At 61.3% G+C, this 14,523-nt stretch carries 17 protein-coding genes; 13 read left to right on the top strand and 4 right to left on the bottom strand.

The genetic code is table 11. The annotated features are described in order from the left end of the window. Positions 1-12 precede the first annotated feature (12 nt). On the bottom strand, positions 13-1,101 hold the full coding sequence (locus tag OGV19_RS13475) for an asparaginase (RefSeq protein ID WP_264313835.1): 1,089 nt from the start codon (positions 1,099-1,101) through the stop codon (positions 13-15). 343 nt (positions 1,102-1,444) lie between these two features. On the opposite strand from OGV19_RS13475, the gene OGV19_RS13470 reads away from it, so the two are divergent. The 7 genes from OGV19_RS13470 (at position 1,445) to OGV19_RS13440 (ending at position 8,401) form a co-directional block, all read left to right on the top strand. After that, positions 1,445-2,401, top strand: a complete 957-nt coding sequence (locus OGV19_RS13470) for a sugar ABC transporter substrate-binding protein (RefSeq protein ID WP_264313834.1) — start codon at positions 1,445-1,447, stop codon at positions 2,399-2,401. A gap of 21 nt (positions 2,402-2,422) precedes the next feature. Beyond that, positions 2,423-3,976, top strand: a complete 1,554-nt coding sequence (locus OGV19_RS13465; RefSeq protein ID WP_264313833.1) for a sugar ABC transporter ATP-binding protein — start codon at positions 2,423-2,425, stop codon at positions 3,974-3,976. After that, the gene (locus tag OGV19_RS13460) at positions 3,973-4,968 is read left to right on the top strand and encodes an ABC transporter permease (RefSeq protein ID WP_264313832.1); all 996 of its coding nucleotides are present in this window, start codon (positions 3,973-3,975) and stop codon (positions 4,966-4,968) included. The genes OGV19_RS13465 and OGV19_RS13460 overlap by 4 nt, the downstream gene beginning before the upstream one ends. Positions 4,969-4,972: 4 nt before the next feature. Continuing rightward, positions 4,973-5,995: a LacI family DNA-binding transcriptional regulator gene (locus OGV19_RS13455; protein WP_264313831.1), complete on the top strand. Its 1,023-nt coding sequence runs from the start codon at positions 4,973-4,975 to the stop codon at positions 5,993-5,995. Between the two features lie 9 nt (positions 5,996-6,004). Continuing rightward, complete coding sequence (gene rbsK, locus OGV19_RS13450) at positions 6,005-6,913, top strand: ribokinase (protein ID WP_264313830.1); 909 nt, start codon at positions 6,005-6,007, stop codon at positions 6,911-6,913. Beyond that, positions 6,910-7,308: a D-ribose pyranase gene (rbsD, locus tag OGV19_RS13445; RefSeq protein ID WP_264313829.1), complete on the top strand. Its 399-nt coding sequence runs from the start codon at positions 6,910-6,912 to the stop codon at positions 7,306-7,308. The genes rbsK and rbsD overlap by 4 nt, the downstream gene beginning before the upstream one ends. An 85-nt stretch (positions 7,309-7,393) precedes the next feature. Then, positions 7,394-8,401, top strand: coding sequence for a nucleoside hydrolase (locus tag OGV19_RS13440; protein WP_264313828.1), 1,008 nt, complete (start codon positions 7,394-7,396; stop codon positions 8,399-8,401). Here the strand turns inward: OGV19_RS13440 and OGV19_RS13435 are convergent. Beyond that, positions 8,373-8,585, bottom strand: a complete 213-nt coding sequence (locus OGV19_RS13435; protein ID WP_264313827.1) for a hypothetical protein — start codon at positions 8,583-8,585, stop codon at positions 8,373-8,375. The two genes, OGV19_RS13440 and OGV19_RS13435, sit on opposite strands and share 29 nt — an antisense overlap. 285 nt (positions 8,586-8,870) lie before the next feature. Between OGV19_RS13435 and OGV19_RS13430 the strand changes: the two genes are divergently transcribed. Beyond that, the gene (locus OGV19_RS13430; protein WP_264313826.1) at positions 8,871-9,188 is read left to right on the top strand and encodes an I78 family peptidase inhibitor; all 318 of its coding nucleotides are present in this window, start codon (positions 8,871-8,873) and stop codon (positions 9,186-9,188) included. 61 nt (positions 9,189-9,249) lie between these two features. On the opposite strand, the gene OGV19_RS13425 is transcribed toward OGV19_RS13430, so the two are convergent. Together OGV19_RS13425 and OGV19_RS13420 are read right to left on the bottom strand one after the other, a co-directional pair. After that, positions 9,250-9,462, bottom strand: a complete 213-nt coding sequence (locus OGV19_RS13425) for a cold-shock protein (protein WP_264313825.1) — start codon at positions 9,460-9,462, stop codon at positions 9,250-9,252. 161 nt (positions 9,463-9,623) lie between these two features. Next, the gene (locus OGV19_RS13420; protein ID WP_264313824.1) at positions 9,624-9,926 is read right to left on the bottom strand and encodes a hypothetical protein; all 303 of its coding nucleotides are present in this window, start codon (positions 9,924-9,926) and stop codon (positions 9,624-9,626) included. Between the two features lie 334 nt (positions 9,927-10,260). Here OGV19_RS13420 and thrS point away from each other — a divergent pair, with 334 nt between their 5' ends. From thrS to pheS, 5 genes are all read left to right on the top strand, one after another. Further along, a complete protein-coding gene (thrS, locus tag OGV19_RS13415) occupies positions 10,261-12,183 on the top strand; it encodes a threonine--tRNA ligase (RefSeq protein WP_264313823.1) in 1,923 nt (640 codons plus the stop codon). Beyond that, positions 12,183-12,734: a translation initiation factor IF-3 gene (gene infC / locus OGV19_RS13410; protein WP_264313822.1), complete on the top strand. Its 552-nt coding sequence runs from the start codon at positions 12,183-12,185 to the stop codon at positions 12,732-12,734. The genes thrS and infC overlap by 1 nt, the downstream gene beginning before the upstream one ends. A gap of 60 nt (positions 12,735-12,794) precedes the next feature. Further along, positions 12,795-12,989, top strand: a complete 195-nt coding sequence (gene rpmI, locus OGV19_RS13405; protein WP_028696462.1) for a 50S ribosomal protein L35 — start codon at positions 12,795-12,797, stop codon at positions 12,987-12,989. Positions 12,990-13,017: 28 nt separating this feature from the next. Then, positions 13,018-13,374 carry a 50S ribosomal protein L20 gene (gene rplT / locus OGV19_RS13400; RefSeq protein ID WP_009394046.1) on the top strand — a complete coding sequence of 119 codons (357 nt, stop codon included), beginning with the start codon at positions 13,018-13,020 and terminating at the stop codon, positions 13,372-13,374. Between the two features lie 109 nt (positions 13,375-13,483). Next, positions 13,484-14,500, top strand: coding sequence for a phenylalanine--tRNA ligase subunit alpha (gene pheS / locus OGV19_RS13395; RefSeq protein WP_264313821.1), 1,017 nt, complete (start codon positions 13,484-13,486; stop codon positions 14,498-14,500). The last annotated feature ends 23 nt before the right edge of the window (positions 14,501-14,523 follow it).

Here is a 14,523-nt window from a genome sequence, read left to right as displayed (position 1 = left end):
CCTTGGCGTTACTCAGTATTCCCAGAAGATCCGCTGCAGCTCTTTGCTGTCCTGGGTCTTGGTCATGGCGACCATGGCCAGGATGCGGGCTTTCTGCGGGTTCAGGTCATGGGCCACGACCCAGTCGTTCTTGTCGTCAGGTTGCTCGGCATTACGCAGCACGAAACCGCCCTGGTTGACGTGGGACGAACGGATGATCTGCACGCCATTCTTGCGCAGCTCCTGCAGCGCCGGCACCACCCGCGACGACACCGAACCGTTGCCGGTACCGGCATGGATGATTGCCTTGGCGCCGTTTTGCGCCAGCGCCTTGTAGGCGGTGTCGGTCACGTTGCCGTAGCCGTAAGCGATGTCCACGGCAGGCAGGCTGCTGATTTTCTTGATGTCGAATTCCGAATTGACCGTATGGCGCTTGGCAGGCAGGCGGAACCAGTAGGATTTGCCTTCCACCACCATGCCCATCGGGCCCCAGGCGCTCTTGAACGCTTCGGTCTTGATGTTGACCGACTTGCTGACATCACGGCCAGACTGGATCTCATCGTTCATGGTCACCAGGACGCCTTTGCCACGCGACTGCTTGTCGCTGGCCACGGCCACGGCGTTGTACAGGTTGAGCATGCCATCGGCGGACATCGCGGTGCCCGGGCGCATCGAGCCGACCACCACGATTGGCTTGTCGGTTTTTTCCACCAGGTTGAGGAAGAAGGCGGTCTCTTCCAGGGTGTCGGTGCCGTGGGTGATGACGATGCCATCGACGTCGTTGCTGTCGGCCAGTTCGGCGACGCGCTTGCCCAGCTTCAGCAGGTCTTCGTTGGTGATGCTCTCGGAGGCGATCTGCATCACCTGTTCACCGCGCACGTTGGCCAGGTCGGCCAGCTCGGGCACACCGGCGATGAGCTTGTCGACGCCCAGTTTGGCCGCTTGGTAAGTGGCGCTGTTGGCCGCGCTGGCGCCCGCGCCGGCAATGGTACCGCCGGTAGCGAGGATGACCACGTTGGCCAGCTTCTGTTGGGTTTCGGCTTCTTTGGCGGAAGCAGCGGTCGGCAGGATCAGCAGCAGCGCGAGTGCGCTGGGAGCGAAGGATTTAAGTGCAGCATTCATAGTTATTGTTCTCTCTTCTTATTGAGGCGATTGCTGTATCGCACAAGAAACAACGCATGTTTCGTACCATCCCTGGCTAGAGCCAGTATTTGCCTGCGCAACCCTGCATCTGTGGGAGCGGGCTTGCCCGCGATGGGGCGCGCAGCGGCCCTATTCATTCGGAATCCCGAACAAGCATAGGAAAACCTGTTCGGTTTTTCGGAAAAATTCCGGATAATCTGCGCTAGGCGTGACTCGCCCTTAACAGCCAAACGGATTTGACAAAACCAGGTCCTGTTTCCATAGTGAGTCAACGCAAACGTTTGCGATCCGATAAAAAACACAAGATTCGGAGTCATCGTCCATGAAACTGCCGTTCCCCGGTCGTCTGCTGGCCCTCGCTGTCGTCTCGTCACTTTCCCTGGCCCTACCGCTCAGTGCTGCGCACGCTGAAGAAAAGCCCAAAGTCGCCCTGGTGATGAAGTCCCTGGCCAACGAATTCTTCCGCACCATGGAAGATGGCGCCAAGGATTACCAAAAAAGCCACGCCAATGATTTCGACCTGATCGCCAACGGCATCAAGAACGAAACCGACACCGGCGAGCAGATTCGCATTGTCGAGCAGATGGTCAACGCCGGGGCCAAGGCCCTGGTGATTGCGCCGGCGGACTCCAAGGCCCTGGTTTCAGCCGTTAAAAAAGCCATGGACCAAGGCGTGGTGGTGATCAACATCGACAACCGCCTGGACCCAGCGCTGCTCAAGAGCAAAGGCATCAGCGTACCCTTCGTAGGCCCCGACAACCGCAAAGGCGCACGCCTGGTGGGCGACTACCTGGCCAATGAAAAACTCAAGGCCGGTGACCAGGTCGGCATCATTGAAGGCGTGCCGACCACCACCAACGCCCAGCAGCGCACCGCCGGCTTCAAGGACGCCATGGAGGCCGCGCAGATGAAGATCGTTTCGGTGCAGTCCGGCAATTGGGAAATCGACAAAGGCAACGCTGTCGCCGCTTCCATGCTCAACGAATACCCCGAGCTCAAAGCCCTGCTGGCCGGTAACGACAGCATGGCCCTGGGCGCCGTGTCGGCTGTGCGCGCGGCAGGCAAGGCCGGCCAGGTGCAAGTGGTCGGTTACGACAACATCAATGCCATCAAACCAATGCTCAAGGATGGCCGCGTGCTCGCCACCCTCGATCAGGCCGCCAGCCAGCAGGCGGTGTACGGTATCCAGGCGGCGCTGAAGATGATCAACGGCGAGAAGCCCGATGTGGATGCCGACAACGTCATCCAGACCCCGGTCCAGCTCATCACCCAGCCCTGATAGCCGCCAGGAGAGAGGGCCATGCCTGCAACGGCCAATGAAGTGGTGTTCGCCGCCAGTGGGCTAGGCAAGACCTACGCCCAGCCGGTGCTCGGTGATGTCGGCCTGAGCCTGCGCGCCGGTGAGGTGCTGGCCCTGACGGGTGAAAACGGCGCCGGCAAGAGCACGTTGTCCAAGCTCATCAGTGGCCTGGAGGTGCCCACCACCGGGCACATGACCTACCGCGGCCAGGCCTACGCGCCCGGCAGCCGTAGCGAGGCCGAGCGCCTCGGGGTGCGCATGGTCATGCAGGAGCTCAACCTGCTACCGACCCTGACCGTGGCCGAAAACCTGTTCCTCGACAACCTGCCCAGCCGCTTTGGCTGGATCAACCACAAACGCCTGCGCCAACTGGCCACCGCCGCCATGGCCCAGGTCGGTTTGGACGCCATTGACCCGGACACCCCGGTCGGCGAGTTGGGCATCGGCCATCAGCAGATGGTCGAGATCGCCCGCAACCTGATCGGCGATTGCCATGTGCTGATCTTCGACGAACCCACGGCGATGCTTACCGCCCGTGAGGTAGAGCTGCTGTTCACCCAGATCGAGCGCCTGCGTCAGCGCGGCGTGGCCATCGTGTACATCTCCCATCGCCTCGAAGAGCTGCAGCGCGTGGCCCAGCGCATCGTCGTGCTGCGCGATGGCAAGCTGGTGTGCGACGAGCCGATCCGGCGTTACCGCAGCGCCGAGCTGGTCAACCTGATGGTCGGCCGCGAGCTGGGCGAGCACATCGACCTGGGCCGGCGCGAGATTGGCGCGCCGTTGCTGAAGGTCGACCGGCTTAGCCGTGGCGACAAGGTGCGTGAGGTGTCGTTCCAGGTCAGGGCAGGGGAGATCTTCGGTATTTCCGGGCTGATTGGCGCCGGCCGCACCGAGCTGCTGCGCCTGATTTACGGTGCCGACCGCGCCGACAGTGGCAGCATCGCGCTGGGCCAACCGCCACAGGCGGTGACGATCGATTCACCCAAAGCCGCCGTTAAAGCCGGTATCGCCCTGATCACCGAAGACCGTAAAGGCGAAGGCCTGCTGTTGACCCAGTCGATCAGCGCCAACATCGCCTTGGGCAACCTCGGGGCGGTATCGCGTGCCGGCGTGCTCGACGGCGAGGCTGAAAAAGCCCTGGCCGAACGCCAGATCCAGGCCATGCGCATCCGCAGCGCCGGCCCGCACCAGGCCGTGGGTGAACTGTCGGGCGGCAACCAGCAGAAGGTGGTGATCGGCCGCTGGCTGGAGCGTGATTGCCAGGTGCTGCTGTTCGATGAGCCAACCCGTGGCATCGACGTCGGCGCCAAGTTCGACATCTACGGTTTGCTGGCCGAACTGGCGCGCCAGGGCAAGGCCCTGGTGGTGGTGTCCAGCGACCTGGGCGAGTTGATGCTGATTTGCGACCGCATTGCCGTGCTCTCTGCCGGCCGCCTGATCGACACCTTCGAGCGCGACCACTGGAGCCAGGACCAGCTGCTTGCCGCCGCCTTCGCCGGCTATCAGAAACGTGACGCACTGCTGCATGACGCAGCGCCCAGGACGGATGCATGAAAACCACTCCCCTCGACAGCCAAGGCGCCGCCCCCGTGCGCCGCAGTGGCACGTATTTCGGTCTGGGCACGTACCTGGGCCTGGCCGGCGCCTTGCTGGCAATGATTGTGCTGTTCTCGTTCCTCAGTAGCCACTTCTGGTCCTATGCCACCTTCAGTACATTGGCCAACCAGATCCCCGACCTGATGGTGTTGGCAGTCGGCATGACCTTCGTGCTGATCATCGGCGGCATCGACCTGTCGGTTGGCTCGGTGCTGGCGCTGGCGGCCTCGACGGTCAGTGTGGCCATCCTCGGCTGGGGCTGGGGCGTGTTGCCTTCGGCGTTGCTCGGCATGGCCGTTGCGGCCCTGGCTGGCAGCATCACCGGGGGCGTCACCGTGGCCTGGCGGATCCCGTCATTCATTGTCTCGCTCGGTGTGCTGGAGATGGCCCGTGGCCTGGCCTACCAGTTCACCGACTCGCGCACCGCGTACATCGGCGATGCCTACGCCTGGTTCTCTAACCCGGTCGCGTTCGGTATCTCGCCGGCGTTCATCATCGCCTTGCTGGTGATCGTGTTGGCGCAACTGGTGCTGACCCGCACGGTGTTCGGCCGCTATCTGATCGGCATCGGCACCAACGAAGAGGCCGTGCGCCTGGCGGGCATCGACCCGCGCCCCTACAAAGTGCTGGTGTTCGCCCTGATGGGCTTGCTTGCCGGGCTGGCTGCGCTGTTCCAGATTTCGCGCCTGGAGGCTGCGGACCCCAATGCTGGGTCCGGCCTGGAGCTGCAGGTGATCGCCGCCGTGGTGATTGGCGGTACCAGCCTGATGGGCGGGCGCGGCTCGGTGATCAGCACCTTCTTTGGCGTGCTGATCATTTCGGTGCTGGCCGCGGGGCTGGCGCAGATCGGCGCATCTGAACCCACGAAACGCATCATCACCGGGGCGGTGATTGTCATCGCCGTGGTGCTCGACACTTACCGTAGCCGGCGTGCAGGCCGGCGGAACTGAAAACATGGCCACCATCAAAGACGTCGCGGCACTGGCGGGTATTTCCTACACCACCGTGTCCCATGTACTAAACAAGACCCGCCCTGTCAGTGAGCAGGTGCGGCTCAAAGTCGAGGCCGCCATTGTCGAGCTCGACTATGTACCCAGCGCGGTGGCGCGCTCGCTCAAGGCGCGCAGCACCGCCACCATCGGTTTGTTGGTGCCCAATAGCGTCAACCCGTACTTCGCCGAACTGGCGCGCGGCATCGAGGACGCCTGCGAGCGCAACGGCTATTGCGTGATCCTGTGCAACTCTGATGACAACCCGCAGAAGCAGCGCAGCTACCTGCGTGTGCTGCTGGAAAAGCGCATCGACGGCCTGGTGGTGGCGTCCGTGGGCGAAGACAGCGACCTGCTGCAAAGCCTGGCCTGCGTGCGCACGCCCATGGTTATTGTCGACCGCGAGCTGGAGGGGGTTGACGCCGATCTGGTGCGCATCGACCACGAACATGGCGCCTACCTCGCCACCCGGCACCTGCTGGAGCTTGGTCATCGCGACATCGCCTACATCGGCGGCCCCGCCGCGACTGGCGTCAGCCAACTGCGCCTGGCCGGTTTCCGTCGGGCCATGCGTGAGGCAGACGCAACGGTGCAACCGACCCGCGTGCTGCATTGCGACTTCACCAGCCCAGGCGGCCATGGTGCGGCGGCGCAGTTGCTCGATGGCGCCCGGCCTACGGCGATCTTCGCCGGTAACGACATGATCGGCTTTGGCGTGCTGCGTGCCGCCGCCGAGCGCAACATCAACGTGCCGGGCGAGCTGTCGGTGATCGGCTTCGACGACATCGAGCTCAGCCGCTACGTGTACCCGCCGTTGACCACCGTGGGCCAGTCGATCCGCGAGCTGGGCGAAAACGCCGCAGCACTGCTGCTCTCGCGCATCGCCACGCCTCGGCAAGGTTCGGCGGAACAACGCATCGTTGCCCCGCGCATCGTCCAGCGCGAGTCCACTGGGCCACGCCCGGACCTGTTCAATGATTACCGCTAAGGAATTCCCATGCATGCCAAGGTAGTGGTGGTCGGTAGCCTAAACATGGACCTCGTTGCCCGCGCCCAGCGCTTGCCACGGGCCGGCGAAACCCTGCCGGGTGAGGCGTTTTTCACCGTGCCCGGTGGCAAGGGCGCCAACCAGGCGGTGGCGGTGGCACGGCTGGGCGGCAGTGTGGCGATGATCGGCAACATCGGGGATGACGCCTACGGCCAGCAACTGCGCAAGGCGCTGGAGCGCGAAGGCGTCGATTGCCAGGCGGTGAGCGTGTGCCAAGGGGTTTGTAGCGGTGTGGCGCTGATCACCGTCGATGCCGCCAGCCAGAACTGCATTGTCATCATCCCTGGCGGCAATGGCCTGCTGACGCCGCAGTCGGTGCAGCGCTTCGACAAGTTGCTGCAGGCGGCCGACGTCATCATCTGCCAGCTGGAGGTGCCGGCCGAGACGGTGGCCTGGGCCTTGGCCAGAGGGCGCGAACTGGGCAAGTGCGTGATCCTCAACCCGGCGCCCGCCACAGGCCCGTTGCCAGCTGCCTGGTTCGCCCATATCGATTACCTGACCCCCAATGAAAGCGAGGCCGAAGCACTGACCGGTATCGCCGTCAGCGACCAGGGCAGTGCGCTTCGCGCCGGTGAGCGGCTGCTGCAACTGGGGGCCGGCAAGGTGATCATCACCCTCGGCGCCCAAGGCGCCTTGCGGGTGACCCCGCAGGGCCATCAGCACTTCCCTGCGCCCAAGGTGCAGCCGCTGGACACCACGGCCGCAGGCGACACGTTCATTGGTGGTTTTGCAGCGGCCCTGGTGCGGGGCCTGGAAGAGGGTGAGGCGATCGCCTTCGGCCAGCGCGCTGCAGCATTGTCGGTCACCCGCGCTGGGGCGCAACCGTCAATTCCCTACCTCTCGGAGCTGCAGCCATGAAGAAGACCGCGCTGCTCAATATCGCCTTGTCACGAACCATCGCCGGGTTGGGGCATGGCGACATCCTGGTGATCGGCGATGCCGGGCTGCCGGTGCCGCCTGGCGTCGAGTTGATCGACCTGGCGTTGACCCCGGGCATACCGGATTTTGCCAGCGTGCTGCGGGTGGTGCTGAGCGAGATGCAGGTGGAGCGGCATGTGCTGGCCGAGGAAATGCAAAAAGTGGTGCCGCCCGGGCTGGTCGAGATCGAACGTTTGCGCGGCAAGCTGGGCAAGCGGGAATGGCTGAGTCATGACGATTTCAAAGTGCTGTCGCGCAGTGCGCGTGCCGTGGTGCGCACGGGGGAGTGTCAGCCGTACAGCAACATTGCGTTGATCTCAGGCGTTACGTTCTGATCGCATTCGCGGGCCTGATGCAACCCGCTCCCACAGGATGTGCGGTGCTACAGCGGTATCTAAGCCCAGGCAACAGGAGTGCCCCATGTTCGAACCCCTGCTACAAGGACTCACCCTCATGGCTGCAGCTGCCACCACCACCCTCCAGGCCGCCCCGCGTGACCTGATCATCGACACCGACCCCGGTGCCGACGACGTGGTCGCGCTGTTCCTGGCCATGGCCTCGCCCGAGGAGCTGAACATCCGCGCCATCACCACTGTGGCAGGCAACGTGCGCCTCGATAAAACGTCGCGCAACGCCCGCCTGGCCCGCGAATGGGCTGGCCGCGAAGACATCCCGGTGTACGCCGGTGCAGGGCGGCCATTGGTGCGCGCCCCCATCTATGCTGCCGACGTCCATGGCGAAGAAGGCCTGACCGGCGTCCCGGTGCATGAGCCGAAAAAGCCGCTGGCCAAAGGCAATGCCGTGCAGTACCTGGTCGATACCCTCGGTGCCGCCAAGCCCAACAGCATCACCATCGCCATGCTCGGCCCGCAGACCAACTTGGCCCTGGCGTTAATTCAGCGCCCAGAAATCGCCAAAGGTATCAAGGAGGTGGTGGTCATGGGCGGTGCCCACTTCAATGGCGGCAACATCACGCCCGCAGCAGAATTTAACCTGTACGCCGACCCGCATGCCGCCGAGGTGGTGTTGGCCAGTGGCGTGCCGCTGACCTACCTGCCGCTGGATGTCACCCACAAACTACTCACCAGCGAGGCACGCCTGAAGCAGATCGCGGCGGTGAACAACCAGGCCAGCCAGCGTGTCGTGGACATTCTCAATGCCTACATCACCCACGACATGGACCTGTATGGCATGCCAGGTGGCCCGGTACATGACGCCAGCGTCATCGCCTATCTGCTCAAGCCCGAGCTGTTCACTGGCCGGCGTATTCACATGGGCGTCGACAGCCGCGAAGGCCCGACCTTCGGTCAGACCATCGCCGACTGGTACGGCGTGCTCAAGCAGCCCGCCAATGTGATGTGGGTGGGGGAGGGGGACGCCCAGGGTTTCTTCGACTTGCTCAGCGCGCGCCTGGCTCGATTGCAATAGCCGTGTGCGGTGCGAAGCGTTCGAACACCTGGTCGATGAAGCTGCGCGCCGCTTCACTGCCGCGATCGCGCACCAGCAGGTCGATCGCAATCAGTAGCAACTCTTCCGGTGTGCTGGGGCTGTAGGCGCTCTGGCCCTCGGCCCATTTGACCTTGATATCGGCGTCGATGCTGTGGCTGCTCATGAACGGTCTCACTGGGGGCTGGGACGGAGGGGCGAACACCGGATCCTAGTGTTCGATGGGCGCACGGCGCGCCCACTTTTTGCAGTAAGTCATGCCTTTGCGTCAATGACTCTGCGGCTTAAGGATAAAAAGCTTTGCGCGGCAAACCAAGCCTCTTGTGCAAAATCCAGTCACGATTGCCTTTCGCCTCCTAGGCCCTGTTCAGGCAGACTTGTGCGGTTTTGCAACAAACTATGCGTGCAGCTGTCGGATCAGACAGTGCCCAGATCGATTTTAGGAGGATTCATGTTCCGTACCCGTGCTTACCTGGCGACCCTGGCGGTGGCTGCTGTCCTGGCTGGTTGCAGTACAGGCGGCAATTCCGCCGGCAGTGCACCTGGCGCGTCGGCAGGCAACGATGGTCGCTGTGAAGCCAGCGGCGCTGATTTCGCCATCGGCAAGCCGGGCAGTGCAGACCTGCTGGAGCAGGCGCGCAAGGCCAGTGGCTCGCAGATGGCACGTATCCTCAAGCCGCACGATGTGGTGACCCTTGAGTACCGCTCCGAGCGCCTCAACCTGAATGTGGACGAGCAGGGTGTGGTTACCCGCGTCAACTGCGGCTAAGCCTGCGTAAAGCCCATAAAAAAACCCGCCACAAGGGCGGGTTTTTTTACAGCTGTCCGAATTACTCCGGACGAACCTGTGCAGCCTGCATGCCTTTCTGGCCTTTTTCGGCCACGAAGGAAACAGTCTGGCCTTCTTTCAGGCTCTTGAAGCCGTCAGATTCGATGGCCTTGAAGTGTACGAACAGGTCGTCGCCGCCGCTTTGTGGGGTGATGAAACCGTAGCCTTTTTCATCATTGAACCATTTGACGGTGCCTTGTTGGCGATTGGACATGGGTGAATCTCCAGAACATTTAATTTTTCAGTGGTGCGATGTTGCCGAGGCTACGACGCACCGGCCACATCATAGTCTAATTCTGCGCATCTAGCGCCTTTTACCTTCGCAGGATGTTGATCCAGCGCAAACAATGGGTGGCGAATCCCGGCTTTATGGTTTCAGCCCTTCGTGCACGCTTGCTGCACGACCTTTTGTGCCTTCTGCATCAGTGCGGCATCAACGCCATCCTTGCTGTCCAGGTCCTTGATCTGCTCATCGCTGAAGTTCTTTTCGATGGCCGTTGCGCCGCAGGTGCAGTGCTGCTGCGCCGACTTGGCGTCCAGACCCTGGCCGGTGGCGGCCTCGATACACTGGCTCATGTACGTTTGTTTGGCGCCCGCCGGGAATGACCCCGCGTTGGCCGCAATCGGTAGCAGCAGGGCGCCAGCAACGCTCAGGGCCAGAAGAGACGGAAATCTCATAACCAGACACTCCTTGGTTTAGGTCTCATCAAGAGTAGGATGCTTCCCAAGGTCTGATAGGGATTTTTCTGAGTTAGTTCACCCTGGTGGCGTAATTTCCAAATATTTCTGCATAGCGCCCAACCCCGCGTGCTAGCATGCTCGGCTTGTAGCTGACAATGCGCAGCTCGCAGCTTTTTTACCTTCCAGTCACTCTGGTTCGCCCCTGGTAAGCCGAAAGGCTTCTGCCACTGTGAGGCAGGCTTTCTCTTGAGAAAGACAGCGCGGATCTTGTACTGGCTCATCCCAACCCACGTGACCTTTGGTAGGGGTCACCACTAGGAGAGGAGGCGCCATGCCCACTATTACTCTTCCCGATGGCAGTCAACGCTCGTTTGATCACGCCGTATCCGTAGCCGAAGTCGCAGCCTCCATTGGTGCGGGCCTGGCCAAGGCCACCCTGGCCGGCAAGGTCGACGGCAAGCTGGTCGACGCCTGCGACCTGATCACTCACGACGCCACCCTGCAGATCATCACCCCTAAAGATGAAGAGGGACTGGAGATCATCCGTCACTCGTGCGCCCACCTGATTGGCCACGCAGTGAAACAGCTGTACCCGACCGCCAAAATGGTGATCGGCCCGGTGATCGACGAAGGCTTCTATTACGACATCGCCTATGAGCGCCCCTTCACCCCAGAAGACATGGCCGCCATCGAAAAGCGCATGCTGCAGCTGATCGAGAAGGACTACGACGTCGTCAAAAAGATGACCCCGCGCGCCGAAGTCATCGACGTATTCAAGACCCGTGGCGAAGACTACAAGCTGCGCCTGGTCGAAGAGATGCCGGATGAACAGGCCATGGGCCTGTACTACCACGAAGAATACGTCGACATGTGCCGCGGTCCGCACGTGCCGAATACGCGCTTCCTCAAGGCATTCAAGCTGACCAAGCTGTCCGGTGCCTACTGGCGCGGCGATGCCAAGAACGAGCAGCTGCAACGGGTCTATGGCACCGCCTGGGCTGACAAGAAGCAGCTGGCCGCCTATATCCAGCGCATCGAAGAAGCCGAAAAACGCGACCACCGCAAGATCGGCAAGCAGCTCGACCTCTTCCACTTGCAGGAAGAAGCCCCGGGCATGGTGTTCTGGCACCCGGACGGCTGGACCGTCTATCAGGTGCTTGAGCAGTACATGCGCAAGGTCCAGCGCGACAACAACTACCTCGAGATCAAAACCCCGCAGGTTGTTGACCGTATTCTCTGGGAACGCTCCGGCCACTGGTCCAACTACGCCGAGAACATGTTCACCACGTCGTCGGAAAACCGTGACTACGCGGTCAAGCCGATGAACTGCCCGTGCCACGTGCAGGTGTTCAACCAGGGCCTGAAGTCGTACCGCGACCTGCCGATGCGTCTGGCCGAGTTCGGTGCCTGCCACCGTAACGAGCCGTCTGGCGCCCTGCACGGCATCATGCGTGTGCGTGGCTTCACTCAGGATGACGCGCACATCTTCTGCACCGAAGATCAGGTGAAAAAAGAGGCTGCCGACTTCATCAAGCTGACCCTGGACGTCTACAAGGACTTCGGTTTCAGCGACATCGCCATGAAGCTGTCGACCCGTCCGGCCAAGCGTGTGGGCTCTGAAGAGCTGTGGGATCGCGCCGAAGGTGCGTTGGCCGACGCTCTGAACGAGTCGGGCCTGGAGTGGGAATACCAGCCGGGTGAGGGCGCGTTCTACGGTCCGAAGATCGAATTCACCCTGCGCGACTGCCTCGGCCGTAACTGGCAGTGTGGTACCCTGCAGTACGATCCGAACCTGCCAGAGCGCCTGGATGCCAGCTACATCGCCGAAGATAACAGCCGTAAGCGCCCGGTAATGCTGCACCGCGCCATCCTCGGTTCGTTCGAACGCTTCATCGGCATGCTCATCGAGCATTACGCTGGCGTGTTCCCGGCATGGCTCGCACCGACCCAGGCGGTGATCATGAACATCACCGACAAACAGGCCGATTTTGCCCTTGAGGTTGAGAAATCTCTGAACGGTAGTGGTTTCCGTGCCAAGTCGGACTTGAGAAATGAGAAGATCGGCTTTAAAATCCGCGAGCATACTTTGCTCAAGGTCCCGTACCTTTTGGTTATAGGGGATCGCGAAGTCGAAACGCAAACCGTCGCTGTGCGTACTCGCGAAGGCGCAGACCTGGGCTCCATGCCCGTCGCCCAATTCGCTGAGCTTCTGACACAAGCGGTTTCCCGGCGTGGTCGCCAAGAATCGGAGTAATGACTATTAAGCGTGATATGAGAAACGATAAACGTGCTGCACCGAAGGCCCCGATCAACGAGAATATCTCGGCTCAAGAGGTTCGGTTAATCGGTGCTGACGGTGAGCAGCTGGGCATCGTCTCGATCCACGAAGCGCTTCGTATCGCTGAAGAAGCGAAGCTGGATCTGGTAGAAATTTCTGCCGACGCCGTACCACCTGTCTGCAAGGTCCTCGACTACGGCAAAAGCCTCTTCGAGAAGAAAAAGCAGCAGGCTGCAGCGAAGAAGAACCAGAAGATCATCCAGATCAAAGAAATCAAGTTTCGTCCAGGGACGGAGGATGGGGATTACCAGGTAAAACTACGCAACCTGGTACGTTTCCTTACCGATGGGGACAAGGCCAAGATCTCTCTGAGATTCCGTGGTCGTGAGATGGCCCACCAGGAGCTGGGCATGGAGCTGTTGAAGCGGGTCGAAGCTGACCTCGCCGAATACGGCACCGTTGAGCAGCATCCTAAGATGGAAGGACGCCAGCTTATGATGGTCATCGCCCCCAAGAAAAAGAAGTAATCTCCCGGGCACGGCAGGCCTGATGATTATGTGTAATTTTATCGAATGCGGAGTTCCAACATGCCAAAAATGAAAACCAAGAGCGGTGCTGCGAAGCGTTTCCTGAAAACGGCTACCGGCTTCAAGCACAAGCACGCTTTCAAGAGCCACATCCTGACCAAAATGTCGACCAAGCGTAAGCGTCAACTGCGTGGTAGCAGCATGCTGCACCCGTCTGACGTCGCGAAAGTCGCGCGCATGCTGCGCGTTCGTTAATTCTGGTCAAAGATAGAGGAAGTTACTCATGGCTCGTGTAAAGCGCGGCGTTATCGCTCGTAAGCGTCACAAAAAAATTCTGAAACTGGCTAAAGGCTACTACGGTGCACGCTCGCGCGTATTCCGCGTTGCCAAGCAGGCTGTCATCAAGGCAGGCCAATACGCCTACCGCGACCGTCGCCAGAAAAAACGTCAGTTCCGCGCACTGTGGATCGCTCGTATCAACGCCGGTGCCCGCAACAACGGTCTGTCTTACAGCCGTCTGATTGCTGGCCTGAAAAAGGCGTCGATCGAAATCGACCGTAAGGTTCTGGCCGATCTGGCAGTGAACGAAAAAGCGGCGTTTGCTGCGATTGTCGAGAAAGCTAAAGCCGTTCTGGCTTAAGTACCCGCGACAATCACCCGGCGGCGCGTGCGCCGTCGGGCATTGAACGTCATCGATAGGGGAAGAGCCTTCAAAGCTCTTCCCCTATTTTCGTATCTGGAGTCTGTACATGGAAAACCTGGATGCGCTGGTCTCCCAAGCCCTTGAGGCCGTAGAGCGCGCTGAAGACATCAATGCCCTGGAACAGATCCGGGTTCAATATCTCGGCAAGAAAGGCGAGCTGACCCAGGTGATGAAGACCCTGGGCAACCTGCCAGCCGAAGAGCGGCCGAAAGTCGGCGCGCTGATCAACGACGCCAAGGAACGCGTCACCGAGGTGCTCAACGCACGCAAGGCCGCCTATGAAGAAGCCGAGCTCAGCGCTCGCCTGGCTGCCGAATGCATTGACGTGACCCTACCAGGCCGTGGCCAGACCACCGGTGGCCTGCACCCGATCACCCGTACACTTGAGCGCATCGAGCAGTTCTTCACCCACATCGGCTACGGCATCGCCGAAGGCCCAGAGGTCGAAGACGACTACCACAACTTCGAAGCGCTCAACATCCCCGGCCACCACCCGGCCCGGGCGATGCACGACACCTTCTATTTCAATGCCAACATGCTGCTGCGCACTCACACCTCGCCGGTGCAGGTGCGGACCATGGAGTCCACCCAGCCGCCCATTCGCATTGTCTGCCCGGGCCGCGTCTACCGCTGCGACTCGGATATCACCCACTCGCCGATGTTCCACCAGGTCGAAGGCCTGCTGATCGATCGCGATATCAACTTCGCCGACCTCAAGGGCACCATCGAAGAATTCCTGCGCGTCTTCTTCGAAAAAGAACTGGCCGTGCGCTTCCGCCCGTCGTTCTTCCCCTTCACCGAGCCGTCCGCCGAAGTCGACATCCAGTGCGTGATGTGTTCCGGCAAGGGCTGCCGCGTCTGCAAGCAGACCGGTTGGCTCGAAGTCATGGGCTGCGGCATGGTCCACCCGAACGTGCTGCGCATGTCCGGCATCGACCCTGAAGAGTTCCAGGGCTTCGCCTTCGGCATGGGCGCCGAGCGCCTGGCCATGCTGCGCTATGGCGTCAACGATTTGCGTCTGTTCTTCGACAACGACCTGCGGTTCTTAGCCCAATTCCGCTAGGCCCAATCGACGCAACTTCTAGG

This window comes from Pseudomonas putida, from assembly GCF_025905425.1.
Lineage (GTDB): Bacteria > Pseudomonadota > Gammaproteobacteria > Pseudomonadales > Pseudomonadaceae > Aquipseudomonas > Aquipseudomonas putida_AF.
This window is presented reverse-complemented; position numbering and strand designations above follow the sequence as displayed.